The organism is Paenibacillus lycopersici (genome assembly GCF_010119935.1).
Lineage (GTDB): Bacteria > Bacillota > Bacilli > Paenibacillales > Paenibacillaceae > Paenibacillus_Z > Paenibacillus_Z lycopersici.
In genome coordinates this window covers 2,627,428-2,653,788 of sequence record NZ_CP048209.1, presented here as the reverse complement: position 1 = coordinate 2,653,788, position 26,361 = coordinate 2,627,428, and the positions used below count along the sequence as shown (strand labels likewise).

The window sequence follows — 26,361 nt, the reverse complement described above, 5'->3', positions numbered from 1 at the left end:
ACGGGCTACTTCGGCGCGTGTAACCGGACGTACAAGGCGAAGCCGCTGCCTCGCAGCGATAGAAAAAGACTCCCGCCCAGCGCGGCGCCGGCACTGCTGCTGCAATGCCGGACGCGCTTTGCGGAAGTCTTCTTCTTACTTCTTAAGCATCATCTTCAGCAGCATTTCCATGTTGTTCATATTCATGCCGCTCTTCTTGACGGCGCCGACGATGTCGTTGACCGTTTTCTCCGTCACGGGCACTTTCGCCATGGCGGAGACGGAGTGGATCAGCTTGCGAAGTTCGTCTTCGTCCTGCATCGTATTTTCAGTCACGCCGCTCGCAAGCTTCTTGACTGCGTTTTCGGTGACCGTTTTGCCGGTTTTTTTATTGACGGCGTTCAGAACATCCTTCGATAAATCTTTTTTGCCGCTCATCGTTTCCCTCCTCCACGCTTTGACGGCGTCGATTCCTGCCCGCTCCACACGGGAGCTTACTGCAGTTTATGAAAGAGGGCCAATGATGGTGCGGGCTAGGATGCATAGGCGAGCAGTACCCCATTAATGCGAGAGCGAACTCGCATTGGGGTACGACCAGCCTGGGATGCCCCCTATATTCCCGCGGTTTCTTCCGTCTCGTGGGTGCGGCCTCTGCCCATCAGCGTTTCGACCGCGCTTCGCGGCCCCAGCTGCTGGAATAGCACCTGATAGAGCTGCTCCGTGATCGGCATCTCCACGCCGTATTGCTGCGCCAGTTCGCGAGCGGTGCTCGTCGTCCGCACGCCTTCGACGACCATGCCCATTCGTCCGAGCACGTCCTCCAGCGACAGCCCCTCCGCAAGCATGGCGCCCGCGCGCCAATTGCGGCTGTGCTTGCTCGTGCAGGTCACGACGAGATCGCCGACGCCCGCGAGACCGGCGAAGGTCAGCGGATTGGCGCCCATCGCGTTGCCGAGCCGGCTGATCTCCGCAAGACCGCGCGTCAGCAGCGCGGCCTTGGCGTTGTCGCCGAAGCCGAGCCCGTCCGACAATCCGGCGCCCAAGGCGATAATGTTCTTGATGGCGCCTGCCACTTCGACGCCGACGACGTCGGTATTCGTATAGACGCGGAAATAATTCGTGATGAACGCGTCCTGCGCCCGTTCGGCGGCGTCCTTGCTAGTCGAGGCGACGACGACGGTCGTCGGCAGCTTGCGGACGACTTCCTCCGCATGGCTCGGCCCCGACAGGACGACGAGCCGGTCGGACGGCAGCGACAGCTCCTCGGCCAACACCGTCGTCATCCGTTTATAGGTGCCGGACTCGAAGCCTTTCGTCGCATGAACGACGATCGCGGCCGCATCCAAGAACGGCGCGGCTTGCTTCGCGACATCGCGCATCGCGGCGGACGGCGCCACGAACAGCACCAGCTCCGCGCCGGTCACGGCTTGCTTCATGTCCGTCGTGGCCGCAATGCCGGCGGGGAGCACTGCTTCCTTCAAGTACCGGCTGTTAGACCGGTGCGTATTGATCTCGTCGACCTGCGCCTCGTTCCGGGACCATAAGGCGACGTCGAAGCCGTTGTCCGCTAGCACGGCAGCCAGGGCGGTTCCCCAGCTTCCGGCGACGAGCACGGCTGCTTTGCGATTGGTCATCATCGTGCCTCCTTACCCTTTCCTTGCGCCAAGCTTGTTCTCTTTGCCTTGCACCAGCTTGACGATATTCGACCGGTGACGGACGAACGCCAGCAGACAGATGACCAGCGCCGCCCAGACGTACGAATGCGGCTTATCGCCGATATTCCAGATGAAGATCGGGACGAGCAGCGCGAAGATCAGGGAGCCGAGCGAGACGAAGCGCGTGACCGCAATGGCGATGATGGCGACGATGCCCGCGATGAGCGTAGGCACGAACGCAAGCGTAGCCGTGACGCCGACGGTCGTCGCAATGCCCTTGCCTCCCTTGAAACCGAACCATACCGGCCAGTTATGGCCGGCAATGGCAGCAAGGCCGCACAGCACCGGACCCCAATCGCCTCCGGCGGCGTAGATGCCGAGAATCACGGCCGCGATGCCTTTCGCGATATCGAGCAGGAACACGGCGATGCCCGGCCCTTTGCCGAGCACGCGCAGCGTGTTGGTCGCGCCGGCGTTGCCGCTGCCGTAATTGCGGATATCGATGCCTTTGACCCATTTGGCGATCAAAATGCTGAATGAAACCGATCCTAATAAATAACTGATGAGAACTGTAAGCACGGTGACCACGATTCGCTCTCCTCTTGTCGGAAATGTCCTGCCGGCCATGGGCCGTCGTCCTGCGTGAACAGGGAAACTGGTGCCCTCCAATCAGGACACCAGCATTGGCTTAATCTTCGTCTGATTTTTTGCGGGTAAAGATGCGGACCGGCGTCCCCTCGAACTGGAACGCGGCCCGGATCTTGTTCTCCAGGTAACGTTCGTACGAGAAATGCATCATCTCCGGATCGTTCGCGAACAGCACGATCGTCGGCGGCTTCACCGCAACCTGCGTCGCATAATTGATGCGAAGCCGTCTGCCCTTGTCCGATGGCGGCGGATTGATCGCAACCGCGTCCGCGACGACGTCGTTCAGCAGATGCGTCGGAATGCGCATCGCATGCTGCTCGGAGACGTGAACGACGACCGGCAGCAGCTTATGCAGCCTGGACTTCGTCTTGGCCGACAGGAAGATGACCGGCGCGTACGTCATGAACAAGAAGTGATCGCGGATCTTCTGTTCGAATTGATGCATCGTCTTGTCGTCTTTCTCGACGACATCCCACTTGTTGACGACGAAGATCGCCGCTTTGCCCGCTTCATGCGCATAGCCGGCGATATGCTTGTCCTGCTCGATGATGCCTTCCTCGCCGTTAATGAGCACGAGCACGACATCGGCCCGTTCAATCGCTTTGAGCGCGCGCATGACGCTGTACTTCTCCGTCGTCTCGTACACTTTGCCGCGCTTGCGCATGCCCGCCGTGTCGATCAGCACGTACTTCTGCCCGTCCTTCTCGAACGGGGTGTCGATCGCGTCGCGCGTCGTGCCGGCCACGTTGCTGACGATGACGCGCTCTTCGCCGAGCAGCGCGTTGACGAGCGACGACTTGCCCACGTTCGGGCGGCCGATGAGCGCGACGCGAATAACGTCGTCTTCGTATTGCTCTTCCTCGATCTCGGGCAGCCGCTCGACGGCCGCATCCAGCAAATCGCCGATGCCCATGCCATGGGATCCCGAGATTGCGATCGGATCGCCGAAGCCGAGATTATAAAACTCGTAAATATCGTCGCGACGGTTCAAGTTGTCCACTTTGTTGACCGCAACGACGATCGGTTTGCGCGAACGAAGCAGCATTTGCGCGACTTCGTCGTCCGCATGGGTAAGTCCGGCCTTCGCATCGACCATGAAAATAATGACATCGGCTTCTTCGACGGCCAGTTCGGCCTGCATGCGGACGGACTTCATGATCTCGTCCTCGCCGTCGATCTCGATGCCTCCGGTGTCGACAATGCTGAAGGCCCGGCCGTTCCATTCCCCGGAACCGTAAAGCCGGTCGCGGGTCACTCCAGGCTTGTCTTCTACGATCGCCAGCCGGTCGCCGATGACGCGGTTGAAGATCGTAGACTTACCCACATTAGGCCGCCCAACGATGGCGATAATGGGTTTAGACATAGTTTCACTCCTTAATATAGAAACGGCTGTCTGCCGTTCGAGTAAGCGGGACTTGATCGATCCCTCCGGCAGTAAAGACGAACCGGGAAGGGGCCTTCTCCATACTCACGCCTACCATCATAGCAAAAAACAGCGGGATTGGCTAACATTTCATTCCGATCGGTGGTCGACCAGAATGTAGTTCCCGTCCTTCAAATCATGCGCGATCGCGTCCAAAATCTTCTCCAGAAGGAATGCCGTCGATTCCCGTTTAACTTTGTCGGGTTCGACGAAGATCGGGGCGCCGCCGCCTACGCGGTCATGCGCATCCGTGACGATGGCCACGATTTTAGCCATGCTGGCGCTCCTCTCCCCGATTGACGCTCGCTTCGGTCGGCATGCGGACGGCGGATTCGAGAATCGGCACTTTCAGCACGACGGCCTTGGCCTTCTCCGCATCCTTCTCCTGAGGCAGCAGGAACACGGCCAGCCGTCCGTCCTTGATGTCCAGCTTGGCCATCGGGACGAGCGCCGGCTCGCCGTCGTCGCGGTAGACGCCGAGAATCGTCGACAAGTCGAACAGAATCGCCTGCCGCTGGCCCAGATTGCTGAGCGTCGCTTTGCCGTTCGGATTGTACGGGGTCAAAATAATGCCGAGCCCCCGATCCGCGATAATCTGCTGATTCGCCGAAAGGCCTACGTTCATGATGTAGATATCGCCGACAAACAGATCCGGGCCGTCCTGCCTGACCTCGGCGATTTCCGCTTTCGCGATATGCGAGACGGATTTACCGGATTTCAGGAAATTGACGAACAGCAGCGTCAAGACGCCCATGCCGATGCCGAACGGAAGGCCTAGTGCCAAGGATGCGAGACTTGTCAGCAGCGAGGAGAGAATGACCAGATAATTCCGCCCTTCGAACACCATCGCGATTCCTTCGATATAGGTCGAACCGCGCTGTACGAGCTCCATGCTGTCGATTTTGGACAACGTCTGCCGCTCCATGTTGCGCACGTCGCGGAACTGCTGCGCCGCCAAGGTCAGGAACGTAATCGCCGTGAAGTCCTTCTTGTACAGCGCCGGTATGGCGACGGCACCGAGCGCGGCGGCAATAACGCCAAGCGAGATATGAATGATGCGCCCGTGCGGGTAAGTCGGATATTGCCGATAGTCCGTTCGAAGCATCATCAGCCGCGAACACAAACCGAACGCAACGCCAAGCATAATGCCGTACAGCACATGATGCGGCTGTCCCGTTTTCAAATGCTCCCACATATGATCCCACATCGCTATGTGCCGCCCCCTTCTTCTCCCGACCGTCCGCCGTCCGCTAAACGCAGTGCCATTAGCCTGATCCCTACCTTCACGTTCGCCATTACCCTTGCGGCCGTCAGCGCGATGGTCAGGCCGTCCCACCATGCCAGCGTACCGATCCGCAGCGCCGCCGACGGCGCGGCCGGGCCCAAATAATGAGTGCTCAGCGACATGACCGCGCCGAAAACGGCGATGATGAAATGCGACCTGAAGCGGTCGGCAAGCAGGCCGGCGAACAAGCCGGCCAGGACGGGCCCGTCCCATCGCGGATGAATGACGATAAATACGGGATCCATCGTATAAATGTAGCGCATCCAGGTCCACATGAAGCCGGTTAGCAGCGCTGAGAACAAGATATACAGCATGCTTCCCGGCGAATGCATCGTCAGCAGCAGCACGACGGCCGTTCCGATCGCCAGCAGCGCGCCTCCGCCTATGACCACCTGATCCTGCACGGATACGGTGAAGAAGTGGAGGACAGCGACCGTGCCTATGAAAGCGACGATGGTGCGAAGCGGCATGTCGTCCGATACGGCATTCCCCCAGCCGGTAAAAAATAAAATCGCTGCCATCGATAACAGCCATAAGGCAATAAAACCTTCATTCATGCCGCTCCCCCCTTTATTGCCTTTATTATGCGCTTCGCGCCATTCCCCTTATCCCCCCGGCGGAACGTAAAAAAACCGTTCCTCCCGCAGCAGCGGTAGGAACGGTTCTCGGTTATGCATCGTTTCCCGGAAGATCCGAGCAATCGATTATTTCAATTTGCTCAGCTTGTCGCCGAAGCGCTCAGCCAGCGTAAAGCTCATGCTTTCGTTGCTGAGGCTGACGTTCGGGTTGTTCAGCTCGACTTTAGGACCGCGCGAACCGCGTTCCCCGCGATCGCTGCGCTCGCCGCGCTCACGCTCTGGGCGAGCCGGCTGCTCTGGAGCTTCTTCGGTTTCTTTGATGCTCAGGCTTACGCGCTTCTCGGCCGGGTTGAAGTCGAGAACCTTCGCCTTCACTTCTTGGCCTTCTTTCACCACTTCGTTCGGCGTTGCCACATGACGGTGGGCAAGCTGCGAAATGTGAACGAGACCTTCGACGCCCGGCGCGATTTCAACGAATACGCCGAAGCTTACGATACGGCGAACCGTACCCGTAACGATGTCGCCGATATTGAACTGGCCGCTGGCCGATTCCCAAGGGCCCGGTTGAGCCGCTTTGATGCTGAGGCTGATTTTGCCTGCAGCCGGATCGACTTTCAGCACTTTAACGCGAACGGATTGGCCTTCGGCAACGACATCCTTCGGATGCGCAACATGCTGCCAGGACAGTTCGGACACGTGTACGAGGCCGTCGATGCCGCCGATGTCAACGAATGCGCCGAACGGCGTCAGGCGTTGAACCGTACCGTCGATCTCTTGGCCTACTTGCAGGCCGTTCATGATCGTTTGTTTGTTTTGTTCGAACTCTTGATCCAGCACTTCTTTCGCGGACAGGATCACTTTATTGTTCTCGCGGTCGATTTCTTTCACTTTTACGCGGATCTTGCGGCCCTTGTAATCGCTGAAATCCTCTACGAAATGGCGTTCAACCATGGAAGCCGGGATAAAGCCGCGCACGCCTACGTCCGCGACAAGACCGCCTTTAACGACGTCGGCAATCGTCACTTCAAGCACTTCGCCGGCTTCGAATTGGCTTTGCAGGACGTCCCATGCTTTCTCGCTGTCGATCGCTTTCTTCGAAAGCACGAGTTTTTCCTTCTCGTCATCGATGCTGACGACTTTCAATTGCACTTCTTGACCGACTTGAACGGCTTCTGCCGCGCTGTCAAGTTGAACGGAGGAAAGTTCACGAAGTGGAATCACACCGTCATATTTATATCCAAGGCTAACAGTCACTTGGTTATCTTCGATTTTGACGATCGTACCATTCACGATGTCCCCTTTTTTCAAGGACACGAAATTATCCAAAGCATCCTGGCTGATTGCTTCCGCTGCTGCGGATTCTTGAACTTTTGTTTCTTCTGACATTTGAAATAACCTCCTCAATTCATACCCCAACTTTATTTAAACGTGAATCCGCCGCCCTGAAACTGCTTGGACGGGCCCCACCGTTTAAAACATGAATAACATGCAATGATTACCCTTCTTTGACCATCTTGCGGATATTGATCATGATGGTTTCCGTCACTCGCTCCAACGTATCGGAAGAAGAATCTTGAATGAAGTCCGACATATCAATGGGCTTGCCATACTTGATGCGCATCTTGCGGAAAATGCCGTACTTCCCGATGATAGCGACCGGGATGACTACCGCGCCGCTCTTGAGCGCGATCATCGCCGCGCCCTTCTTGCCGGCGCTGTCTCCCGCGGCGGATCTGGAACCTTCCGGGAAGATTCCCATCACCTTGCCTTCCTTCAGCAAGGCGATCGCCGTTCGGATGGCCTCCTTGCTGACTCCTCCCCGCTTGACGGGAAACGCGCCCAGCGACCGGATGAACGGACCGAACAACGGAACGTCGAACAGCTCCGCCTTCGCCATGTAATGAACCTTCCGGTCCACTTTGGTGCCGACGGTCGTCGGATCAAGCAGGCTGATATGATTGGAACAGAGCACGACAGGGCCCGATGAAGGAATGTTTTCCAAGCCGCTTGCTTCGAATCGGAATAGGACGGCGTAAAGGATGCGCAGCATCCTGCGGCAAATGCTGTATAGCATAGTTTACTTCGCCTCCACCGTTTTGGTTCGGCATAAGTCTAGAATTCGCTCGACGACTTGGTCGATCGTCAGCTCCGTGCTGTCGATCACTTCCGCATCCTTCGCGCAAATCAAAGGCGAAATCTCCCTGCGTTCGTCGCTGCGGTCCCGTTCGGCGATTTCCCGTTCCAGCTGCTCGATCGGCACGGCTTGATCCCCGCTCAGCTCTTGAAACCGTCTTAACGCGCGGACCTCGACGCTGGCGACCAGGAACACTTTCACTTCCGCCCCCGGGAGCACATGCGTGCCGATGTCGCGGCCGTCCATGACGATGCCCTTGGAGTCGGCCAGCGCCCGCTGAAGCCCGACCAGCTTAAGTCTTACGGGTTCGTGGGAAGCGATTTGCGATACGATCAGCGTCACTTCGCGAGTGCGGATGGCCGACGTGACGTTCTCGCCGTTCAACCATACCGTCTGTCCTTCGCTCCCTGGCGCAAGCTCGATTCGCAGCGTTTGAACGAGCCGACCCAGCTTGTCCGAATCGTCAGGGCCGATGCCGGCACCGATTGCCGCATAAGCGACGGCTCTATACATCGCACCCGTATCAACGTAAATGTAACCCAGTTGTTCAGCGACTTTGCGGGCAACGGTGCTCTTGCCGGCTCCTGCCGGGCCGTCGATTGCCACATTTATACGGCCGCTGATGCTTCCCCCATTCATGCCCAAGCGGTGTTTGACCTCCTCGAAATTCGGGCAGCGGCTGCCACCTTGCTCTAATCGTCATCAAAAAAGCAGGCATTGCCTGCGATAGTAAAAATTATACCACAGCCTTCTTGGAAGTGCAAAGAACGCGGTCATGTTCGCGATTACGTAAGAAGAAACGGCTGACGCCGTCCCGGGTGGACGCGATGCCGTTTCTAGCGCTCGAAAATATTCGCATTCATGCGGCTGGCCGCGGCATCCCGAACGTTCAGAAAGGCGTCCCCTCCAGCCGGTCCACGCCCGTCACCCACATGCGGACTTGCGGAATTTGCAGTGCCAGCTGGCTGGCCGCAACGGCGAGCAGCAGAGCGAGCACGACGATTCGCAGCACTTTCGTCACTTGATCGGCAAGCGCGATGTAGTCTTTCTGTTTCTTGGGCAGCACGAACGATTCCTCCCGGCATGACGCTGCGCGCCGTTAGGCGGCGCGTTCCGGGACGGAACGAAAGCGGACAAGCCCGGATAAGGCTAGTTTTTCCACGGAAGGAATCCTTATTCATCCGCCGGACGGAATTATCGTTTGCGGTAATCGAGCTGGCGCTCGAAGCAGAAACGGATGATTCGCTGGCGTTCGCTGTCCATGATTTTCGAGAATTTCGCCATCACCTGATGCTTGCCGTTATCGAGCGTCTTTACCCGCACGACTTCCGCCGTGAACTGGGAATGATCGACGGAACCGTTGCGGTAAGGCACGAGCAGCCAGCAATCCAGCTCCGTTCCTTGTTCGATCGACCATCTGGAATCGACCATGAACGAGATGCCGCCGCCGCCCACGTCGTCGGTAATGCCGATGAAGCGGACGTTGCCGGACAGCTTGACCGCGATTTCGAGTTCGGCCGCGACGCGCAGAAAATGCCGCCGCTGAATCTTCGTGATGGAATCCGGGTCAGGCTTGCGGATGCGGATCAACCGTACCGCGTCCTCTTTGAAGCCGAGCACATGCGAATTGAAATAGTGCTTAACGCCTTCTTGCGTCATGTAGTACGCGGATATTTCGTCGCCGAGGAACAACCGTTTCAAGCGGCCCGTGCCTTCGTGCAGCGGCACTTCGATGAACATTTCATCGTCGGTCAAATCGGCGATTCTCGCTTTATATACCAACGCAGCCTCTTCATCGTCGGATGAAGCGATCTGCATGTACAAGATCTGATTAATCATTGGCAGCATTGGCTTCCCTCCCCATTTGTTCGATTATAGCACAGCATGTCGATATTTGGGGAGAGAGGAAAAAAGGGACAGAACAAGCGCGAAAGGCGCATACCGCGGCCGCTTGCCTGAGTGCAAGCGTTGCGATATGCGCCTGAACGCGCCAATCGTTCGAACCGGATCCGGGAATCGAAATTTAAGCGTCCCTGTTATTAAGGAAGCTGCTCGATCGATTCTTCCAGGCCGGTGTCCGCATTTACGAAAATTTTGTACACCGCGCCGTTTATTTTGCCTTGGAATTCGTAGCACAGCACTTCCTTGTCGGCGTCATTCTTGATGAGCGCCAGCTGCTCCCGAGCTACCTTGAAATCGGGATTGAGCGACGCCCGGGCATCCGCGCTCTTCAGCTTCGGTTTCGGCAGCTTGCGATCATGGTGCTCGTACACGAAATCGGATGCTTGAATCGCGACGGCTTCCCCGTTATCGCGCGCGATTTTGACCATCAGCTTGGCCGGATAGATCAGCACGCCGTCCTTAGCCTCGACGAACGTAAAGATCGCGGTTGCGTTGCCGTCGTCGTACGAGACGGCTTTCATCGCGGGATACCCGTGACGGGCCAGGAATTCGGCGGCTTTGCGCTTCGCATCCTGGATCGTGACGGACGTCTTGCCGATATCGCGCGGATTATCGAACCAAATCAACTGCGCGCCGTTCTGCGTATAATCCAGCTCGATCGGATTGTCGGCCTTATTCGCCTTGTAGGTGGCGGAGAACGACGAATACTCGGTTCCTTTGCCGTTCTCGACGACGCGAATTTCTCTGGCCTGCGTCTCGTTCAGCTTCAGGAACTTCGCCGCGGCGCGTCTCACCTCGTCCGTCGTGCTCTTGCGGCCGCCAAGCATCTTGACCGTCCGCTTCTGGTACATGCTCGTAACCGAAGGCCCCCAGTCGAGCTCGGGGTATTCGCTTACTTTCTTGTCGACCGTCTTGAAGCCGTCGATGATGGAATTATCCTTCGGCTGATTCTCCGTCGCGAGCGCGGTTTCGACGTCCATCCACCGGAGATTGCTGCCGATTACCTTCTCCTGCACGCCGCTCAGCGATTGGGAAATGTCGGCCGAGTCCGCGTACAGCGTCTTGAGCGTCTTCAGCTCCGAGGGGCTGAGCGGTTGCTTCGCCAAATCCCTGACCGATGTTTTGTACGAGAAATTGGCGATCTTGGACAGGAACTCCTCCGTCTTGCTGAACGGCAGCAGCGCAAGCGGGAGCTGGTTGATTTCGTTCTGCGCCTCGCTGGTCAAGCGCCACGTGTTGACCAGACCTTTGCGCTGGAAGCCTTGGGAGGCGCTATGCACGGCAAGCGTATTGCCCAGCTCGCGATGAAGCTGGTCCACGTGGTAGGACAAATCGTGAAAGGCGCGCTGGTATTGGTTCTCGGCCTTGATCAGAATCGAGTTCTTCTCCTGGTGCTCCTGGTAGCCCCAATAGATCGAGCCGATGAACAGCAGCGACATGACCGGGAAAAGCACAGCGCTTAAGCGACGATACATATAGCAAAAGCTCCTTTCGTATGCAAAACCTGGTGTTAGTTTGGTTTGCCGAAAGGAGCTTTATGCATGTTTTTGGGAAGATTTCCTGTTCGCGGAATGCTGCATTCGAAGCTCCCGCTTCGAACGCAAACCAATCCGCCTTACAACGCCAGTTCCTCGATATCGAAATCCTGCAAATTATTGCACAGGCACTGCTTGAAGCCGGTATCGATCCGGTCCTTCTCCCTGCGTCCGCGGAGAACGAATTTCTCGCCGCACTGGTTGCAGCGAATCGCTACTTTTACGCGAGCCATTTCCATGATTGAGCGATCCTCCAAAATAATGTTTTTCCTTATTATGGACGAAAACGCTACAGCTTAATCTCCTCTTCATGGCCGATAAGCCTGAACGGCGAACCGGCGTTGGCGCGATTGATTCTGCGCACGCCCCTGATCCAGAGGTAGATCATGAGCGGCACGATGAACAGCGCCCAATACGTGGAGCCCGAGCCCATGATGTAATCGTATAAGCCGTGCTCCAGCAGCGGCAAGAGCGCCGCCAGCACGAGGAACCGGCGCTTCGCCGTCGCCGCGGACGCGAACTTCGCCTTCCCGAGGTAATAGCCCATCGTCACGCCGAACAGCGCATGGCCCGATACGGGAAGCATCGCCCGTATGAGCAGGGAGCCTACCGTCATCGGCTGATAAACCGCATAGAGCACGTTCTCGACGGTCGCAAAGCCGAGCGAAATGGCGACCGCATAGACGATGCCGTCGTACGGTTCGTCGAATTCTTTATGCTTATAGATGATGTGATAGATCACGAACCATTTCATAAGCTCTTCGACGCCGGCGGAGACGGCGAACGAGAAGACCACCGGCCCGCTTCCAAGCCACAATTCCAGCCCCCGCTGAATGACCAGGATAGGCAGCACGATCAGCACGCCTACCAGAAACACGCGAACCACCATATGAATCGGTTCCGCCTCGTAACGGTCTTTCAGATAGAAATAAGTGAGCAGCGCAATGCCGGGAGCGACAGCGGCCGTAATAATCGAGAAAAGCAGCATCGTTTCATCGTCACCATCCAAAGGGAGCGATCGCGTCCGCGGGGCAGCGCGTCCGCGCTGCTTTCGTTATACCCACCCCCGCAGGCGGACCGCTTCCGCCATTTTGCGCACGCCGACCATATAAGCAGCCAGCCGCATATCGACTTTCTTGAGCGTATGCAGCTCGTAGACGTTATTGAAGCCGCGGACCATCATCTCACGCAGCTTGGCGTCGACTTCCGCCTCCGACCAATAGTAGCCTTGATTGTTTTGCACCCATTCGAAATAAGAGACGATCACGCCGCCGGCGCTCGCCAGCACGTCCGGAATGAGCAGGATGCCCCTGTCCGTCACAATGCGGGTCGCTTCCAGCGTCGTCGGGCCGTTCGCGGCCTCCACAATGATTTTAGCACGAATCCGGTCCGCATTGCTTGCCGTTATTTGGTTCTCGATCGCGGCAGGCACGAGCACGTCGCAATCCAGCGTCAGCAGCTCGTCGTTCGAAATCGTGTTCTGGAACAAGTTCGTCACCATGCCGAACGAATCCCGCCGGTCCATCAAGTGCTCGATATCCAATCCTTGTTCATTATACAACGCGCCGTGCACATCGGAAATACCGACGACCTTCGCCCCGGCGTCATGCATGAATTTCGCCAGGTAGCTGCCGGCGTTGCCGAATCCCTGAACGACGATGCGCGCGCCCGCGACGGAGATGCCTTGCTTGGCCATCGCTTCATGGATCATGATGGCGACGCCTTTGGCCGTGGCGCTTTCCCTGCCGAGCGATCCGCCGAGCACGAGCGGTTTGCCCGTGATGAAGCCCGGGGAATCGAATTCCCGGATGCGGCTGTATTCATCCATCATCCACGCCATGATTTGCGCGTTCGTCATGACGTCGGGCGCCGGAATGTCCTTGTTCGGTCCGACGATCTGGCTGATCGCCCGGACATAGCCGCGGCTCAGCCGCTCCAGCTCGCGGAACGACATTTTGCGCGGATCGCAGATGATGCCGCCCTTCCCGCCGCCGTACGGCAAATCCGCGATGCCGCATTTCAGACTCATCCAGATGGAGAGCGCCTTCACTTCCAGCTCGTTCACGTCCGGATGAAAACGCACGCCGCCCTTCGTCGGTCCGACGGCATCGTTATGCTGCGCGCGGTAACCGATGAACACGCGCGTCTTGCCGTCGTCCATGCGCACCGGAATGCGCACCGTGAGCACGCGCATCGGTTCTTTCAACAGTTCGATCATATCGTCGCCGTAGCCTAGTTTGCGAAGCGCTTCTTCGATCACGATTTGCGTCGAAGCCAGAACATTGTTGTTATCCATTCCAGTCAAGGGAACATACACCGCCTTCATCTACAGTATGAGCGGGCAAATGGCCAACTATTCGGTTCCGGAGCAGAGCGAAACGACGCGTACGGGATCCAAAACAAAAAGCATCAGTCATGCGGACACCCCGCTGCTGATGCTTCCTTAAGCAAGCCTATAAATCAGAAATGAGTACAAATCTCGATGACCGCTTTGGCCGGCACGATCAATTTGCCGTATTCGTCGAGAACGGCGGTCGTCACGGAAGCCGCCTCCCCGTACTCCGCCAGCAAGGCAATGATGGCATGGTAACGCGGAAGCTCGATACCGACCGGCTCGAAAGCCAGCATATATTTGCCGTTGTAGGCATAGAGACGTCCGTCTTCGATCAAATCCGCCGCTTTCAGCTGCTTGCAGACGGAGATGACATCCTCGATATCCCGGAACGCATAAAGCACGACATCGCTCTGCTCCAGCGTAACTTCCATCTCGTAGACGTCTTCATCATTCTCTTCTTCTTGCATGTGGTCGTCCGATTTGCCGTTTACTTTGCCCCTCGTAACGATAACGACCATGCCTTGCGCCGGAAGCGCAAACACCTCGACCGCAAGCGGACCGCTGGCGTCGAAGCCGAGCTCGCTGTAGGCTTGATCCATCATTTCGCTGAAAAGTTCATGCACCTTCGGTATTTCGCGCCACATGTCTTCCTTCTGGATCCCACGCTCCAGCAAGTCGTCGAACGTCAGGAAGATGCGGATTTTGTCTTGATTGAGCCGTTCGATTTTCATGATAGGATCCTCCTTTTCGAATAGCATCTGCTTCGTGTATTCGGAGCAAAGACCATCTTCGAAAGCGCGCTGAACGCAGGTAACATCTGTTATACACAGCGTATGTAGAAGCTGTGATTTGGTGAATAAAAAGTGCTTAGTGCTATGTTAGCATGTCTGCGAACGGAATGCACTAGATGGCCGAAAAAAAGAATCGTCTCCGCCTGCAACTGTATATACGCAGCTGCGAGGGAAACGATTCGTTTTTTGCCGATGTTTTAATGCGTTTTCGCTTCGGCCTTGATCTCGTCGACTTGCTGTTTCACGCCAGGGTCGCTGTTCAGCAGCATTTCAATTTGTCCCCAGGCGGCGCCGGACTCTTTTGCGGAAACGCTTGAACGCTTTGGGGCCGAATGCATCGTCTCCATGCCGAACCTGCGGTTGACCATGGCGCCCATCGCTCTTCTCGAGACGCCCGTCACCGCATGGCCGGCCGCGCTGGTCGCCCAAGCGAACATGCCGGGTCTCTTCTTCGCCACGTAAGCCGCGGCCGCGGCGCCGGCAAGACCTCCAAGCAGAAACACAGACCATTTCATCGGGAATATCCTCCTCCAGTCATGCTGATGCACTCCGATTCGCCGTTAGTTTTGCCGCGCGGCAGCTAGCCCATCCCAGCACAAATTCAGGAAGCGGTGGTTCAGAACCTCCTCGGCGCGGCCATACTATAAGGTACAATGGGTACGTTGGGTACGTACGCTGCGCAGCCGATGCTGCGACGACTGGAGGCTGATTGGCATGCAACTGCATAAGAAAGTACAAGCGTCGATCGCGGCGATCGCGGCATTGGTTACGATAGCGGGGTGCGGGGCGGACTCGAACGCGGCTTCGACGGATAAACCCGAGGCCGTGCGAACGAATGACGGAGGTAGCCCGCAGGCGAATATCGTCGGAGGAGCTGCGAACGGTTCCGATAACGCAAGCAGAACCGGTCATCCGAGCGATGCCGGCACCGTAAGCGATTCGACCGCGGCATCAGAGCATGCGTCTGGCTCCGGGGCCAGCGTTGCCGACAAGGACAAGAGCGCTGCCGCGCCTGCCGCGCCGTCTACGGCTCATCCCAAGAAACTGTACCGGATGAACGCCGTGTACAGCTTCGTTCCTATTAATAAAGCTACGGCCAGCAGCAATGTCGTGCTGCTGACGTTCGACGACGGTCCGAAGGCCGGCAAGACGGTCGGTTCCCTGCTCGATACGCTGGACAAGCACAAAGCGAAAGCCATTTTCTTCGTTAACGGCTACCGCGTCAAGCAGCATCCGGAGCTGCTCGCAAAAATAGCCGGCCGCGGCCAGACGATCGGCAATCATTCCTGGGACCATATCGACTTGAAGAAAGAATCGGAAGCTATCGTCAAGAAGCAGATCGGCGACGTACAGTCGATCGTCAAGCAGGTCACGGGCACGACGCCCGTGTTCTTCCGGCCGCCGTTCGGTTCGGGCGGCGATCGGGTCAAGGCGATCGTCCGCGATAACGGCATGCTCTACATGACCTGGTCCAACGGCTCGCTGGATTGGGACAGCAGCACGAAGAACAAGCCGGACAAAGTCGTCGCCAACGTGCTCGACCAGCTTCATCCCGGCGTCAACATCCTGATGCACGAGCTGCCGTGGACGACGGAAGCGCTGGATACGCTGCTGACGAAGCTCGAAGCGAAGGGCTACGGCTTCATCGATCCGGCGACGATCGATCTTGACCCGAAGCCGGCTTCGGCGAACGCAAAATAATGCGGTGCAGCTGCGCCTGCGTCATCAGCCGGAGCGGCAGCCGCGATGTGCCGAAGCCGCAGCTGACGAACAGGCGCGGACGCGTCGTTTCCCCCGCCAGCTCATACCAGCCCCGCAAGTAGCGGGACGGTTCTTGGCCTCGCCAGACAGGTCCGGACGGCAGCGCGATCTGTCCGCCGTGCGTATGTCCCGCAAGGATCAAGTCGACCTGCGCGCCGCCGCTCAGTCGGTTGGCGACGATCGGGTCATGCGCGAGCAGGATCGTGAACAGCTTGTCGCGTCCATCTTCGCAATCGGACAATGCCAGCCCCAGTTTGTCTTGAAAGGTGCGCGGGTCGTCGACGCCCGCGAGCCGGATCCGGCTGCCGTCCCTTTTCTCCAAAATAACGGATTCGTTCACGAGCAGGCGGGCGCGCTCTTCCTCGAGCAGCACTTCGTACGGCCGGATATCCTCATCGTAATCATGATTGCCATGGACGATATACATAGGCGCGATTTGCGACAAGCGTCGGAGATTCGCACGAATGCGCGCGGCGGGAACCGATTTCTCGCGCAGATCGCCGCCGATCAGCACCAGCTCGGCGCCCCCGACCGCTTTGACGGCTTCGATGACCGCGGCCGGTATGACGCGCCGGTGGACATCGCTGATGAACAAGACCGACGTGCCGTCGAACGCGGCGGGCAGCCGCTCGAACGCGGCCGACTGCTCATCCAGAACGTAACGGAACGATAACCGCCACATATAAACCAGCGCAGCGGCGGCAGCCGCCGCGATTATGATAATGACCCATGCGATCCACATCGGACCTCATCCTCTCCCGGTCATGCCGCTGTTATGTTCACTATCTAGTAATCGAATTGCCTGCCCCACCACAGCAAACCGATGAGCAGCGCGATGAACAGCGTGATCAGCACCCTGTAGAACCATCGGGTCATCTGCTGCTTGTTCGATGGATGCGTCTGCCGTCTGGGCGGCAGCCGAACGGTCTCCTCCCCGCCTGCCTCCAGCCCCCATTCCGCTTCAAGCGCAGCGGCGCTCTCGTCCTGCGCGGGCGCCGGACCTTTTTTCTTGCCGAATTTCTGAACTCTGCTCATGCTTCCCTCCGAAAACGAATAACAAGCCCCATTACCAGGTCGATGATGAAATGCGCGATAACGGGCGCCAGTAAAGTGCCCGTCCTGATGTAAATCCAGCCAAGCGCGTAACTGATGCAGAATACGAGCCCCGTCGGGATCCAATGCTTTAGATATCGGACATGGATGGTTGCAAATATAATAGAAGTCCAATACGGGCCGATATGATATTGCACGGCTCCCCTGAACAGCGTCTCCTCGCACACGGCCACGACCAGCGACAGCAAGGCGATATGCCAGATCGGGCGGTTTCGGAAAATCCGTTCGTTGACGCCCCCGTCATCGTTCGCCTCCTCGGGCACGATCCGCGCCGCGAGGATATCCATGACGATAACCGCCGCCGCCAGGCCAACGCCCCAATAGAGGAAATGCAAACCGTCCCCCGGGCGAAATAAAGAAAAAGGATCGCGCCCCTGAAATAATAGCCAGCTAAAGCCGATAACAAGAGTAATCGCCTGCGTCGCGTACAAATTCACGAGCAGCATCCGGTCGTCGATATCGCCCAGGTTGACCGCTTTCAGCTTGATTTTACGGATGTCGAATTTTTTCATGTCCTGCTCCTGCCATGGAAGGTTTATATTTCCTTTTAAAAGGTTTTATCCTATACTAGTAGGACATTCTATAGAGAAATTTGTCGAAATATCGGATGAAGGGGATCATCATGGAGAAACGTTTAACGCGCACCGAAATGCTCTTTAGTCTCGGCTTCCTGTTCATGCTTGTTTTCGCGGTCGCCGCCTTTTTCTACGGCGTCAAGGTCGGTTCCGACCGGACGGAAGCCAACTATATCGAGAACGCCAAACTTCTCAGCAGCAGCAGCAATAAAGGCGTAGCGGCCGGATATCAGCAACAGGATCTCGTATCCTTCTATCATACCGTATTTTTGCCTTACCGTGAATTTCAAAACAATTGGACCGATACGATGCGCAAATTATCGTCCGGCCAGTTGAACGATATCGGTTCGTCGCTGAAGGAACTGTCCAGCTCGGCGAAGCGCACGTACGATGAAACCGAGCACTCCACCGTGCCGAAGAGTTCGCCGCTTCTGGAATCCGCGCAGCTGCAGCTCCTCAAGAGCCTCCGCATGTTTACGGAAGCCGCGCAGCGGGGCGCCGGTTCTTCGAAGGATATGAAGGCTGCCGACTTGTACAAGGCGCTCATGAAAGACACGTATTACTCGAACGGCGTTAAATTCGCGCTCGGTGGACAGCAGGACTACTATGCCGCCATGCTAAAATGGAGCGCATCGGTCAATCCGAACCTGCCGGAAGATTACGAGAAAACGACGGACGTCAGCATCGCGACGTGGAAGACGCTTCAACTGACCGTCAAGAACAAAATCACGGCGGATCAGCTGAACGCGCGCAAAGCCCTCGTATCGTTCTACCCGCAGGACTTGACGTCCCGCGTCGACGAGTTCATCCGTTCCGGGCAAGCCGGCATGATGAAAATGCGGACGATCGATTCGATCGTCGATCTGCTCGTCAATACCGAAGCCGTCCGCGAAGGCGACTTCGGCGCGAGCAAGGGCGAGCTGTACAGCAAGGAGCTGCTGCCGCAGCTGCCGTTCTTCTATCCGCCCAATCAGTAATCAGTCATATTGGAAACCATCAAAATGGGATACGGCCGCCATACCGCCAACGACGTTGACGAGGCTGCCGTATCCTTTTTCGTTTAAGTACCGGCAAACCGCCTGGCTGCGGACGCCGTGCGCGCATATGATATAGACCGGATTATCCTGCGGCAGCCGCTCCCACGTATCTTGGAACGAAGAGAGCGGCATCGGCGTGCTTCCTTTAATATGGTAGTACTCCCATTCTTCCGGTTCGCGCACATCGATGATCAGGGCCGGATCCAGCTTGCCTTCGCTCAGCATCCGCCAGAATTCGCCCGGTTGCAATTGTTGCCATTGTTCCATTTCCTTACCTCCCGTTTACGGACGATCATAACGAAAAATTCACATTAGGGCAAGGTGAAACGCGGCATGCCCTGCCTCTGGCGGGATAATACTTAAATTTCAAGTTTTAAGCATTGCTTTTATGGCCGGACTTGCTATAAAATAGTAACATTATAGACGGCTTAAACGGCTCGTTCATCCGGATTCAATCATAGCTTGATGTGTGATCGCGTGAACAGACTCTCGACTATGGCGCTGCGCTGTGCAGCGGAATGGTCGAGGGTCTTTCACTTCTACTATACACCCCATCATACAAATGCTCAGGAGGCAATCCCACATGTTTAAAGTATTGGTCTCAGATCCAATTAGCGATTTAGGCATCCAGAAGCTCGTGGACGCGGAAGACGTCGTCGTCGAGAAGAAGCCCGGCCTAAGCGAGGATGAGCTCGTCGCGATTATCGGCGAGTACGACGCGCTGCTCGTGCGCAGCCAAACCCGCGTCACTGCCCGCGTCATGGAAGCAGGCAAGTCGCTGAAAGTCGTCGGCCGCGCAGGCGTAGGCGTCGATAACATCGATTTGGAAGCCGCTACCCAGCGCGGGATCATCGTCATTAATGCGCCTGACGGCAACACGATCACGACATGCGAGCACACGTTCGCCATGATGATGGCAGTTGCCCGCCACATTCCGCAGGCTTACCTGAAGACGGTCGGCGGCGAATGGGACCGCAAGTCGTTCGTCGGCGTGGAGCTGCGCGGCAAAATCCTCGGCGTGCTCGGCATGGGCCGTATCGGCAGCGAAGTGGCGAAGCGAGCCAAAGCGTTCGGCATGGAAATTTGGGGCTATGACCCGTTCCTGACGGAAGAACGCGCGGAGAAACTCGGCATTCGCTTGTCGAGCGTAGACGACATCGTCCGCAATGCGGACTTCATGACCGTCCACACGCCGCTCACGCCGGAAACGCGCCATATGATTTCCCGTCCGCAATTCGAAGTGATGAAGAAAGGCATGCGCATCGTCAACTGCGCGCGCGGCGGCATCATCGACGAGCATGCGCTCGTTGAAGCAGCCGATCAAGGCATCGTTGCAGGCGCTGCGTTCGACGTCTTCGAATCCGAGCCTCCGGCAGCGGATCACCCGTTCCTGAAGCATCCGAAAATCATCGTCACGCCTCACCTCGGCGCCTCCACCGTGGAAGCGCAAGAGAACGTCGCCATCGACGTTTCCGAGCAGGTGTTGAATATTTTGCGCGACAAGCCGTTCATCAATGCCGTGAACATGCCTCCGATCCCGGCGAACGTGCTGAGCATTTTGCAGCCGTACTTCTCCCTCAGCGAGAAGCTCGGAAGCTTCGTCTCGCAGCTGATCGAAGGCGCCGTTGAAGAAATCAACGTGACGTACGCCGGAGACTTGTCCGAAGTCGATACGCAGCCGCTGACGCGCTACATCGTTCGCGGCGTCCTCTCCCACCATCTGGGCGCGGATCAGGTCAACGTCGTCAACTCGATGCATCTGGCGAAGGAGCGTCATGTGAACATTGTCGTGAACAGTCTGCACGCGGCACGCGACTTTACGAATTCGATCACGGTTACGCTGCGCTCCAAAGTAGCGACGCGCCAAGTCATCGGCACGATGCTGACGGGTTACGGCCCGCGCATCGTGCAGATCGACCGCTTCACGGTCGACGTTGCGCCTGAAGGCAACCTGATCCTCGTCTCGCACAACGACAAGCCGGGCATCATCGGCAGCGTCGGCACGCTGCTAGGCGACAACGGCGTTAACATCGCGGCTATGCAGGTCGGCCGTGAATTGCAAGGCGGATCCGCGATCATGGTGCTGACGGTCGACAAGATCGCGCATCAAGACGTCATTGCCAAGCTCGTTCAATTGCCTGATCTGAACAAAGCGAAAGAAATCAAGCTTTAATTCATTTCATGCGCGATACGCTTCATCCCGTCCCGCGATAGACATAGAGCGCCTTTCCCACTGTGGAACGGCGCTCTTTTTTATCTCTTTTAGGCGTATACGGCAAGAAAATGTTTCACGACCAACAAGATTTGTCTACTTCCTTCAACAAGATGTGACTTTCCGTTACGCTTCTCCGACACGCGAAAAGGCGCCTCGCCAAGCGAAGCGCCCCTCTCTATTCCGTATCCCGACCCTGCGGCAAGCAGCATCCTGGCAACCGCGGCTTCACGCCTGCTGCACGGGGTTGACCGGCAGCAGTATGGTGAACGCCGTACCGACGCCGACCGTGCTCGCGGCATGAATCTGGCCCTGGTGCGACACGATGATATTCTTGACGATGGCCAGGCCAAGTCCGGTGCCGCCGGACGAAGCGCCGCGCGTACGGGCCTTGTCGGCCTTGTAGAACCGTTCGAAGATGAACGGCAAATCCTCGTCCGGAATACCTTCGCCCTCGTCCTTCACTTTAATCTCGACGTAAGGCTTGGAATCGACGGTCGCATGCCGGGCGCCGATCATGATCCGCGCCTCCTTCGGCGTGTGACGGATGGCGTTGCCGAGCAGGTTCGTCAGCACCTGCTCCAGTCGGTCTTCATCCGCTTCCGCGATGATGAGCGGTTCGGAGACCAGCTCGATATCCAGTTGGATATGCTGCTCCTTCGCCAGCCCTTGAAACTTGCGATGCACCCGCTTCAGCAGCATCGTCAGATCCGTCTGCTCCATATGCATTTCCATATGCCCCGCTTCCATCCGGGCCAGGTCCAGCAAGTCCTTCACCAAGCGTCCCATCCGCAGCGACTCTTCGTAGATGACCTGGGCGAGCTCCTTGCGCTCTTCCGGCGAAGCGGCGATATCGTCGATCAGCGCTTCGCTGTAGCCCTGCAGCATCGAGAGCGGCGTGCGGATTTCATGGGAGACGTTGGCGACGAAATCCCGCCGAAGCTTCTCCAGCTTCGACTCTTCCGTTACGTTCCGCATCACCGCGACGGCTCCCCGAACCGTATCGTTCGATTTGAGCGGCGCCATGACGACCGACCAGACCCCGCTCTGCACATGCACCTTATCCGTCAGATCGCGCCCTTCGCGCAGCACTTTGCGATAGAGCTCGAACATGGGACCCGGCACTTGCGCGCGGACGCGCGATTCATCCGTCCATTCCAGCTCCAGCCAGCGGTCGATCAGCTGCTGGCCGTGCGGGTTGGCCAGAATCACTTGACCGGACGTATCGAACGTGACGACCGCATCCGCCATGCTGCGATAGACGCTGGCCAGATGCTCCTTCTCGTGATTCAAGTCGCGGATGAGCGTCTCGAGCTCTGCCGCCATGTTGTTGAACGTATTCGCCAAGTCTCCGATCTCGTCCGTGGAGCGAATCGGCACGCGCGTGCGGTATTCGCCCTGCGAAATAAGATCGGCCGCCTTCTTCATCTGCAGCAGCGGCTGCGTGATCTTCGTGGACAAGAAGAACGCGAAGAACGTTGACAGCAGAAAGCCGATGATGGCCGTGTAGACGAACAATACCTTGACCGCGTGGGAATTCGAGCTGAACGCGATGTCGATGTACTGCAGCAGGAACATCCCCAGAATTAGCAGGACGGCTGCCACGAGTGCGATGATGGTGAGCCAGAGCTTTCCGACTACGCTGCGCCAGATAACCACTTATTTGGACACCTCGAGCTTGTAGCCGACGCCCCATACCGTCGTGATCATCATCGCCGCTTCCGGGGAAACCTTGTTCAGCTTCTCGCGCAGCCGCTTGACATGCGTATCCACGGTGCGGAGATCGCCGAAGAACTCGTAATTCCATACATCCTTCAGCAGCTCTTCGCGCGAGAACACTTTATCCGGCGATATCGCCAAGTAGTGCAGCAGCTCGTATTCTTTCGGCGTCAAGCTCACTTCCTGACCGCCGGCCATGACGCGGTGCGCGTCATGCTCGATGATCAGATGCGGGAAGACGATATTGTTGCTCGTCAGCGCTTCCTTGGTCAGGAACGCGGTCGCCGAGGAGCGGCGCAGAATAGCCTTGACCCGGTAGATCACCTCGCGCGGGCTAAACGGCTTCACGACGTAATCGTCGGCGCCGACTTCGAAGCCCTGCACGCGGTTCATCTCTTCGCCTTTCGCCGTCAGCATGATCACGGGCGTCGCCTTCGCCTGGCGCAGGCGCGTGCACACTTCGATGCCGTCCATGCCCGGCAGCATAACGTCGAGCAGGATCAGATCGAACTCGCCGACGGTCGCCATCCGAAGCGCGGTCTCGCCGTCTTCCGCTTCTTCGATGACATAGCCTTCCTTCTCCAGATACATTTTCAGCAGCCTGCGGATCCGTTCTTCATCGTCCACGACAAGTATGCGGTGCAGCTCTTCGGACATGATTGCTTGCCCCTCTCAAGTAGGAATGGCGTTCCTCTCTGCGCTGCAGGCGCGCGCCTCGAGAGACGCGCGCCTGGCTGCAGGAACGGATACGTATTACACACCCGCGTACGAGTGCAGGCCGACGAGGACAAGGTTGACCCCGATCAGCGTAAACATAACCACGACGAAACCGATGACCGCGAGCCAGGCGGACTTGGAACCATGCCAGCCGCGCGACAGTCGGAGATGCAGATAAGCCGTGTAATACAGCCAGGTGATGAGGGCCCATACTTCCTTCGGATCCCAGCCCCAGAAACGGGACCAGGCGATATAAGCCCAAATCATGGCGAAAATCAAGGCGCCGAGCGTAAAGATCGGATACCCGATCGCAATGGCGCGGTAACTGATCTCATCGATATCGTCCTCGTCGATCCCGTCCATAAGCGGATGGATCGCCGCGCCGATTCGTCTGCGCAGCAGCAGCCGCAAGATGCCGTAAAGAATCGAGCCGTTGATGATCGACCACGTAATCGTGTTCAGCTTGCGGGCCGCGTCGACGCCCTTCATCCAGTGCGGCGTCTCGAACAGCGGTTGGTCCATGCCGAGGAACGAATCGATGGACACGACTTGGCTGTTATACGGCTTGAAGATCGGCGGCAGCGAATACTCGACCGAATTGACCGACGAATTCTCGACGCCGCTCGCATCGATGGAGACCGTCTCCTGCTTGAAGCTCGCCTCGTAGCCCGCGCCGCGGAAGGCGAAGACGGTGCTGATGAAGGCGATAATGACGATAATGACGTACAGCGTGAATTCGACCCAGCGCTGCTCGCGGCGCGATTTGACGTCCGTTCTCGCAAAATCGACCGTACGGAGCAGGTACATCAGTCCCGCCGCGAAGCCGACGGCGAAGAACGCTTCGCCGGATGCGGCCGTCGTGACGTGAATCTTCAGCCAGTACGACTGCAAAGCCGGAATAAGCGGCTGCACTTCCTGCGGGAACACGGCCGCGTACGCGACGATGATAACCACGAGCGGAAGCGCGAACAGTCCGAGCAGCGGCTTGCGGTAGATCGCGTTGACAATGAGGAACGCCGCCATGATCGCCATCGCGAGGAACGACATGAATTCGTACATATTGCTCGTCGGGATATGGCCGCCGCCCGCCCAGCGCGTGAAGAAGAACGCGAGATGCGCCAGGAAGCCGAGCACGGAGACGATGTAAGCGATCGGCCCCCACCGTCTGATATGCTCTTCCGGACTGCGCTTGCTCCACTTCTTGCCGAGCGCGGCCACGCCGTAGAATAAAAAGCCAAAGCAGTATAAAAAGAATGCGACGATAAACGCGTCGCTGCTGAAATCAAGCAAACTCACGTCTTGTTCCTCCCGTTATCGAGCGACTTCGGCTCTACGACGATGCCTATTCCGCGGAGCGCGGACGCGACCTCGGCACGCATGCCGTAATTGTTCTTGTTCGTATGTGCGCCAAGCGTAACGCGGCCGTTGTCAATGCGCAGCCAGATTCGGCGATGCTGCCAATAGGAGCCCAGCAGAAGCCCGAACATGGATATGCCCGCCCCGACCCAAATATAGGGCATGGCCCGGTCATAACGGATGTTGAGCGACGTTTCGACCGGAGCGAATTCGACGCCTTCCATCGACGGCACTTTCAGCTCGAACTTGTCCGCCAGGTTGGCGTTGATGACGTCTTGGCTGAAACGCACCTTGTCGTTCTGCTTCGGGAAGTACATGTACGGCTCGCCGTCGTCCGGCAATCCCGGTCCCTTCAGCACGAACACGAAGGCCGGCGCGTTCGGCTCGCGCGACTTCGTCGTCGGCCGGCCGTCCGTATTGAGCGCAAAGTCCATATAAGATTCGCGCAGCTCCAGCGTGTACGGACCAAGCGCGTAGTCCAGCTGCGGATTGCGCATGTCGAGCTCGAACGGTCCGTACGTTTTGCCCGCTTTCTTATCGATCAGGACCGGATGGACCGCTTTCAGCTTCGCCGTGTCGTCGTAGCCGAACTGGTACGCCTTAATCCCTTTGTAAGACAGCGGATCGTTCACGATGATGTTATGCCGGTTCACTTCCTTCAGCTGCGGCTGCTTCGAAGGATCGTCGCAATCGGCGGCGCAGGTGTACAGCACGGCCTGCGTCTCATAGAGCTTCGCCCTGGCCGTCCCTTTCAGTTCGGCCGGCAACTCGTCATCCGTATAATAATCGATCGTGAACTTCTCGTTCTTGATGTAATAGCTCGTCTCCGGCACCTTGACCGTCTCCCCTTCCGGGACGGTCACGTAGTTGTCGAGCTTCCAGCCGGGAAGCGTGCGCAGCAGCACCGCGAGCAGGAAGACGATCAGTCCGATGTGGTTGACGTAAGGGCCCCAGCGGCTGAACCGGTTCTTCTCGGCCAGCAGCGCCTTGCCCTCCACGGTCACCTTGTAGCGCTTGCGCTTCAATTGCTTGGCCAGATTCTCGGTCCACGCTTCCTCGGAGCCTTCGATCTCCGTGGCGAACACGGTCTTCTGACGGGTCAGAAACTGTTCGTGCTTGCGGATCTGTTGCTTATTGAGCGCCCGGTACAGCGGCAGGACGCGATCCAGGCTGCAGATGACGAGCGAGGTGCCGATCATGACGAGCAGGCCGATGAACCACCAGGATTCGTACGTATTGGAGAAACCGAGCTTATAATACCATTTGCCGATCCAGCCGTAGCGATCTTCGTAGTACGTGCTCGGATCGAAGGAAATGAACGCGTTCTCTTGCGTGAAAATCGTGCCGATCATCGCCGCCAGCAGCGTAATAATGATTAAGCGTACGGCGATCTTGACGGAAGAGAAGAAATTCCATACCCGGTCGATCAGCGACGGATTGGCCTTCTGCGACCGGCGCGCGATGCCGTCATAGCGCATTTCGAGCGGAGCGTCGCTGTTCTCGAGCTCCGGATCCAGCGGGTAGCCGCAGCTCTCGCACAGCACCGTGCCGGTCGGATTCTGGTGACCGCATGCGCATTTCGTATTCTCAAAAGCCGACAAAACAA

The 26,361-nt window shown here is 57.5% G+C and carries 29 protein-coding genes; 3 read left to right on the top strand and 26 right to left on the bottom strand.

What is annotated here, in order from left to right:
• Window positions 1–135: 135 nt before the first annotated feature.
• From GXP70_RS11660 to GXP70_RS11580, 18 genes are all read right to left on the bottom strand, one after another.
• Window positions 136–417: a stage VI sporulation protein F gene (locus GXP70_RS11660; RefSeq protein ID WP_162356815.1), complete on the bottom strand. Its 282-nt coding sequence runs from the start codon at window positions 415–417 to the stop codon at window positions 136–138.
• Between the two features lie 173 nt (window positions 418–590).
• Window positions 591–1,613 carry an NAD(P)H-dependent glycerol-3-phosphate dehydrogenase gene (locus tag GXP70_RS11655; RefSeq protein WP_192043445.1) on the bottom strand — a complete coding sequence of 341 codons (1,023 nt, stop codon included), beginning with the start codon at window positions 1,611–1,613 and terminating at the stop codon, window positions 591–593.
• A gap of 12 nt (window positions 1,614–1,625) precedes the next feature.
• Window positions 1,626–2,225: a glycerol-3-phosphate 1-O-acyltransferase PlsY gene (gene plsY / locus GXP70_RS11650; protein ID WP_162360440.1), complete on the bottom strand. Its 600-nt coding sequence runs from the start codon at window positions 2,223–2,225 to the stop codon at window positions 1,626–1,628.
• A 97-nt stretch (window positions 2,226–2,322) separates the two neighbouring features.
• Window positions 2,323–3,645: a ribosome biogenesis GTPase Der gene (der, locus tag GXP70_RS11645; protein ID WP_162356811.1), complete on the bottom strand. Its 1,323-nt coding sequence runs from the start codon at window positions 3,643–3,645 to the stop codon at window positions 2,323–2,325.
• A 150-nt stretch (window positions 3,646–3,795) separates the two neighbouring features.
• Window positions 3,796–3,981 (bottom strand): capping complex subunit for YIEGIA, encoded by a 186-nt coding sequence (locus GXP70_RS11640; RefSeq protein ID WP_162356809.1) that lies wholly within the window; start codon window positions 3,979–3,981, stop codon window positions 3,796–3,798.
• On the bottom strand, window positions 3,974–4,912 hold the full coding sequence (locus tag GXP70_RS11635; protein WP_225442768.1) for a YIEGIA family protein: 939 nt from the start codon (window positions 4,910–4,912) through the stop codon (window positions 3,974–3,976). Before GXP70_RS11635 ends, GXP70_RS11640 begins: the two co-directional genes overlap by 8 nt.
• A gap of 2 nt (window positions 4,913–4,914) precedes the next feature.
• Complete coding sequence (locus GXP70_RS11630; RefSeq protein ID WP_162356807.1) at window positions 4,915–5,547, bottom strand: YphA family membrane protein; 633 nt, start codon at window positions 5,545–5,547, stop codon at window positions 4,915–4,917.
• 147 nt (window positions 5,548–5,694) lie between these two features.
• Complete coding sequence (gene rpsA / locus GXP70_RS11625) at window positions 5,695–6,954, bottom strand: 30S ribosomal protein S1 (protein WP_162356805.1); 1,260 nt, start codon at window positions 6,952–6,954, stop codon at window positions 5,695–5,697.
• Between the two features lie 109 nt (window positions 6,955–7,063).
• Window positions 7,064–7,642: a lysophospholipid acyltransferase family protein gene (locus GXP70_RS11620; protein WP_162356803.1), complete on the bottom strand. Its 579-nt coding sequence runs from the start codon at window positions 7,640–7,642 to the stop codon at window positions 7,064–7,066.
• Window positions 7,643–7,645: 3 nt separating this feature from the next.
• On the bottom strand, window positions 7,646–8,341 hold the full coding sequence (cmk, locus tag GXP70_RS11615; RefSeq protein ID WP_162360438.1) for a (d)CMP kinase: 696 nt from the start codon (window positions 8,339–8,341) through the stop codon (window positions 7,646–7,648).
• A 250-nt stretch (window positions 8,342–8,591) separates the two neighbouring features.
• Window positions 8,592–8,768, bottom strand: a complete 177-nt coding sequence (locus GXP70_RS11610; RefSeq protein ID WP_162356801.1) for a hypothetical protein — start codon at window positions 8,766–8,768, stop codon at window positions 8,592–8,594.
• A 128-nt stretch (window positions 8,769–8,896) separates the two neighbouring features.
• Window positions 8,897–9,550, bottom strand: coding sequence for a flagellar brake protein (locus GXP70_RS11605; RefSeq protein WP_162356799.1), 654 nt, complete (start codon window positions 9,548–9,550; stop codon window positions 8,897–8,899).
• Window positions 9,551–9,741: 191 nt separating this feature from the next.
• The gene (gene ypeB / locus GXP70_RS11600) at window positions 9,742–11,079 is read right to left on the bottom strand and encodes a germination protein YpeB (RefSeq protein ID WP_162356797.1); all 1,338 of its coding nucleotides are present in this window, start codon (window positions 11,077–11,079) and stop codon (window positions 9,742–9,744) included.
• 140 nt (window positions 11,080–11,219) lie between these two features.
• On the bottom strand, window positions 11,220–11,378 hold the full coding sequence (locus GXP70_RS29560) for a hypothetical protein (RefSeq protein WP_192043444.1): 159 nt from the start codon (window positions 11,376–11,378) through the stop codon (window positions 11,220–11,222).
• Window positions 11,379–11,428: 50 nt separating this feature from the next.
• Window positions 11,429–12,127 (bottom strand): glutamic-type intramembrane protease PrsW, encoded by a 699-nt coding sequence (gene prsW / locus GXP70_RS11595; protein ID WP_162356795.1) that lies wholly within the window; start codon window positions 12,125–12,127, stop codon window positions 11,429–11,431.
• A gap of 66 nt (window positions 12,128–12,193) precedes the next feature.
• Window positions 12,194–13,435: a Glu/Leu/Phe/Val family dehydrogenase gene (locus GXP70_RS11590; protein ID WP_318652434.1), complete on the bottom strand. Its 1,242-nt coding sequence runs from the start codon at window positions 13,433–13,435 to the stop codon at window positions 12,194–12,196.
• 164 nt (window positions 13,436–13,599) lie between these two features.
• Window positions 13,600–14,205, bottom strand: coding sequence for a genetic competence negative regulator (locus tag GXP70_RS11585; RefSeq protein WP_162356791.1), 606 nt, complete (start codon window positions 14,203–14,205; stop codon window positions 13,600–13,602).
• A gap of 257 nt (window positions 14,206–14,462) precedes the next feature.
• Window positions 14,463–14,780, bottom strand: a complete 318-nt coding sequence (locus tag GXP70_RS11580) for a hypothetical protein (RefSeq protein ID WP_162356789.1) — start codon at window positions 14,778–14,780, stop codon at window positions 14,463–14,465.
• Window positions 14,781–14,979: 199 nt separating this feature from the next.
• Between GXP70_RS11580 and GXP70_RS11575 the strand changes: the two genes are divergently transcribed.
• On the top strand, window positions 14,980–15,966 hold the full coding sequence (locus GXP70_RS11575) for a polysaccharide deacetylase family protein (protein ID WP_162356787.1): 987 nt from the start codon (window positions 14,980–14,982) through the stop codon (window positions 15,964–15,966).
• Here the strand turns inward: GXP70_RS11575 and GXP70_RS11570 are convergent.
• The 3 genes from GXP70_RS11570 to GXP70_RS11560 are packed head-to-tail and all read right to left on the bottom strand — an operon-like array spanning window position 15,908 to window position 17,651.
• A complete protein-coding gene (locus tag GXP70_RS11570; protein WP_162356785.1) occupies window positions 15,908–16,768 on the bottom strand; it encodes a metallophosphoesterase in 861 nt (286 codons plus the stop codon). The two genes, GXP70_RS11575 and GXP70_RS11570, sit on opposite strands and share 59 nt — an antisense overlap.
• Window positions 16,769–16,812: 44 nt before the next feature.
• On the bottom strand, window positions 16,813–17,061 hold the full coding sequence (locus tag GXP70_RS11565) for a hypothetical protein (RefSeq protein WP_162356783.1): 249 nt from the start codon (window positions 17,059–17,061) through the stop codon (window positions 16,813–16,815).
• A complete protein-coding gene (locus GXP70_RS11560; protein WP_162356781.1) occupies window positions 17,058–17,651 on the bottom strand; it encodes a CPBP family intramembrane glutamic endopeptidase in 594 nt (197 codons plus the stop codon). The genes GXP70_RS11565 and GXP70_RS11560 overlap by 4 nt, the downstream gene beginning before the upstream one ends.
• A gap of 110 nt (window positions 17,652–17,761) precedes the next feature.
• Here GXP70_RS11560 and GXP70_RS11555 point away from each other — a divergent pair, with 110 nt between their 5' ends.
• Window positions 17,762–18,691 (top strand): hypothetical protein, encoded by a 930-nt coding sequence (locus GXP70_RS11555; protein WP_162356779.1) that lies wholly within the window; start codon window positions 17,762–17,764, stop codon window positions 18,689–18,691.
• Here GXP70_RS11555 and GXP70_RS11550 read toward each other — a convergent pair whose 3' ends face one another.
• Window positions 18,692–19,018 carry a rhodanese-like domain-containing protein gene (locus GXP70_RS11550; RefSeq protein WP_162356777.1) on the bottom strand — a complete coding sequence of 109 codons (327 nt, stop codon included), beginning with the start codon at window positions 19,016–19,018 and terminating at the stop codon, window positions 18,692–18,694. It abuts the gene before it with no gap.
• A gap of 316 nt (window positions 19,019–19,334) precedes the next feature.
• Here GXP70_RS11550 and serA point away from each other — a divergent pair, with 316 nt between their 5' ends.
• Window positions 19,335–20,924, top strand: coding sequence for a phosphoglycerate dehydrogenase (gene serA / locus GXP70_RS11545; RefSeq protein WP_162356775.1), 1,590 nt, complete (start codon window positions 19,335–19,337; stop codon window positions 20,922–20,924).
• A gap of 267 nt (window positions 20,925–21,191) precedes the next feature.
• On the opposite strand, the gene GXP70_RS11540 is transcribed toward serA, so the two are convergent.
• The 4 genes from GXP70_RS11540 to resB form a co-directional block, all read right to left on the bottom strand.
• Entirely contained in the window at window positions 21,192–22,622 is a 1,431-nt protein-coding gene (locus GXP70_RS11540; RefSeq protein WP_162356773.1) for a HAMP domain-containing sensor histidine kinase, read from the bottom strand.
• Window positions 22,623–23,339 carry a response regulator transcription factor gene (locus GXP70_RS11535; RefSeq protein ID WP_162356772.1) on the bottom strand — a complete coding sequence of 239 codons (717 nt, stop codon included), beginning with the start codon at window positions 23,337–23,339 and terminating at the stop codon, window positions 22,623–22,625.
• A 96-nt stretch (window positions 23,340–23,435) separates the two neighbouring features.
• Complete coding sequence (gene ccsA / locus GXP70_RS11530) at window positions 23,436–24,695, bottom strand: cytochrome c biogenesis protein CcsA (protein ID WP_162356771.1); 1,260 nt, start codon at window positions 24,693–24,695, stop codon at window positions 23,436–23,438.
• Window positions 24,692–26,356 (bottom strand): cytochrome c biogenesis protein ResB, encoded by a 1,665-nt coding sequence (resB, locus tag GXP70_RS11525; protein ID WP_162356770.1) that lies wholly within the window; start codon window positions 26,354–26,356, stop codon window positions 24,692–24,694. The genes ccsA and resB overlap by 4 nt, the downstream gene beginning before the upstream one ends.
• Window positions 26,357–26,361 lie beyond the last annotated feature (5 nt).

Coding starts and splice junctions, on each gene's coding strand:
- GXP70_RS11660 (WP_162356815.1), bottom strand. CDS start 417: ATGAGCGGCAAAAAAGATTTATCGAAGGATGTTCTGAACGCCGTCAAT.
- GXP70_RS11655 (WP_192043445.1), bottom strand. CDS start 1,613: ATGACCAATCGCAAAGCAGCCGTGCTCGTCGCCGGAAGCTGGGGAACC.
- der (WP_162356811.1), bottom strand. CDS start 3,645: ATGTCTAAACCCATTATCGCCATCGTTGGGCGGCCTAATGTGGGTAAG.
- GXP70_RS11640 (WP_162356809.1), bottom strand. CDS start 3,981: ATGGCTAAAATCGTGGCCATCGTCACGGATGCGCATGACCGCGTAGGC.
- GXP70_RS11635 (WP_225442768.1), bottom strand. CDS start 4,912: ATGTGGGATCATATGTGGGAGCATTTGAAAACGGGACAGCCGCATCAT.
- GXP70_RS11630 (WP_162356807.1), bottom strand. CDS start 5,547: ATGAATGAAGGTTTTATTGCCTTATGGCTGTTATCGATGGCAGCGATT.
- rpsA (WP_162356805.1), bottom strand. CDS start 6,954: ATGTCAGAAGAAACAAAAGTTCAAGAATCCGCAGCAGCGGAAGCAATC.
- GXP70_RS11620 (WP_162356803.1), bottom strand. CDS start 7,642: ATGCTATACAGCATTTGCCGCAGGATGCTGCGCATCCTTTACGCCGTC.
- cmk (WP_162360438.1), bottom strand. CDS start 8,341: ATGAATGGGGGAAGCATCAGCGGCCGTATAAATGTGGCAATCGACGGC.
- GXP70_RS11605 (WP_162356799.1), bottom strand. CDS start 9,550: ATGCTGCCAATGATTAATCAGATCTTGTACATGCAGATCGCTTCATCC.
- ypeB (WP_162356797.1), bottom strand. CDS start 11,079: ATGTATCGTCGCTTAAGCGCTGTGCTTTTCCCGGTCATGTCGCTGCTG.
- GXP70_RS29560 (WP_192043444.1), bottom strand. CDS start 11,378: ATGGAAATGGCTCGCGTAAAAGTAGCGATTCGCTGCAACCAGTGCGGC.
- prsW (WP_162356795.1), bottom strand. CDS start 12,127: ATGCTGCTTTTCTCGATTATTACGGCCGCTGTCGCTCCCGGCATTGCG.
- GXP70_RS11590 (WP_318652434.1), bottom strand. CDS start 13,435: ATGGATAACAACAATGTTCTGGCTTCGACGCAAATCGTGATCGAAGAA.
- GXP70_RS11585 (WP_162356791.1), bottom strand. CDS start 14,205: ATGAAAATCGAACGGCTCAATCAAGACAAAATCCGCATCTTCCTGACG.
- GXP70_RS11580 (WP_162356789.1), bottom strand. CDS start 14,780: ATGAAATGGTCTGTGTTTCTGCTTGGAGGTCTTGCCGGCGCCGCGGCC.
- GXP70_RS11575 (WP_162356787.1), top strand. CDS start 14,980: ATGCAACTGCATAAGAAAGTACAAGCGTCGATCGCGGCGATCGCGGCA.
- GXP70_RS11570 (WP_162356785.1), bottom strand. CDS start 16,768: ATGTGGATCGCATGGGTCATTATCATAATCGCGGCGGCTGCCGCCGCT.
- GXP70_RS11565 (WP_162356783.1), bottom strand. CDS start 17,061: ATGAGCAGAGTTCAGAAATTCGGCAAGAAAAAAGGTCCGGCGCCCGCG.
- GXP70_RS11560 (WP_162356781.1), bottom strand. CDS start 17,651: ATGAAAAAATTCGACATCCGTAAAATCAAGCTGAAAGCGGTCAACCTG.
- GXP70_RS11555 (WP_162356779.1), top strand. CDS start 17,762: ATGGAGAAACGTTTAACGCGCACCGAAATGCTCTTTAGTCTCGGCTTC.
- GXP70_RS11550 (WP_162356777.1), bottom strand. CDS start 19,018: ATGGAACAATGGCAACAATTGCAACCGGGCGAATTCTGGCGGATGCTG.
- serA (WP_162356775.1), top strand. CDS start 19,335: ATGTTTAAAGTATTGGTCTCAGATCCAATTAGCGATTTAGGCATCCAG.
- GXP70_RS11535 (WP_162356772.1), bottom strand. CDS start 23,339: ATGTCCGAAGAGCTGCACCGCATACTTGTCGTGGACGATGAAGAACGG.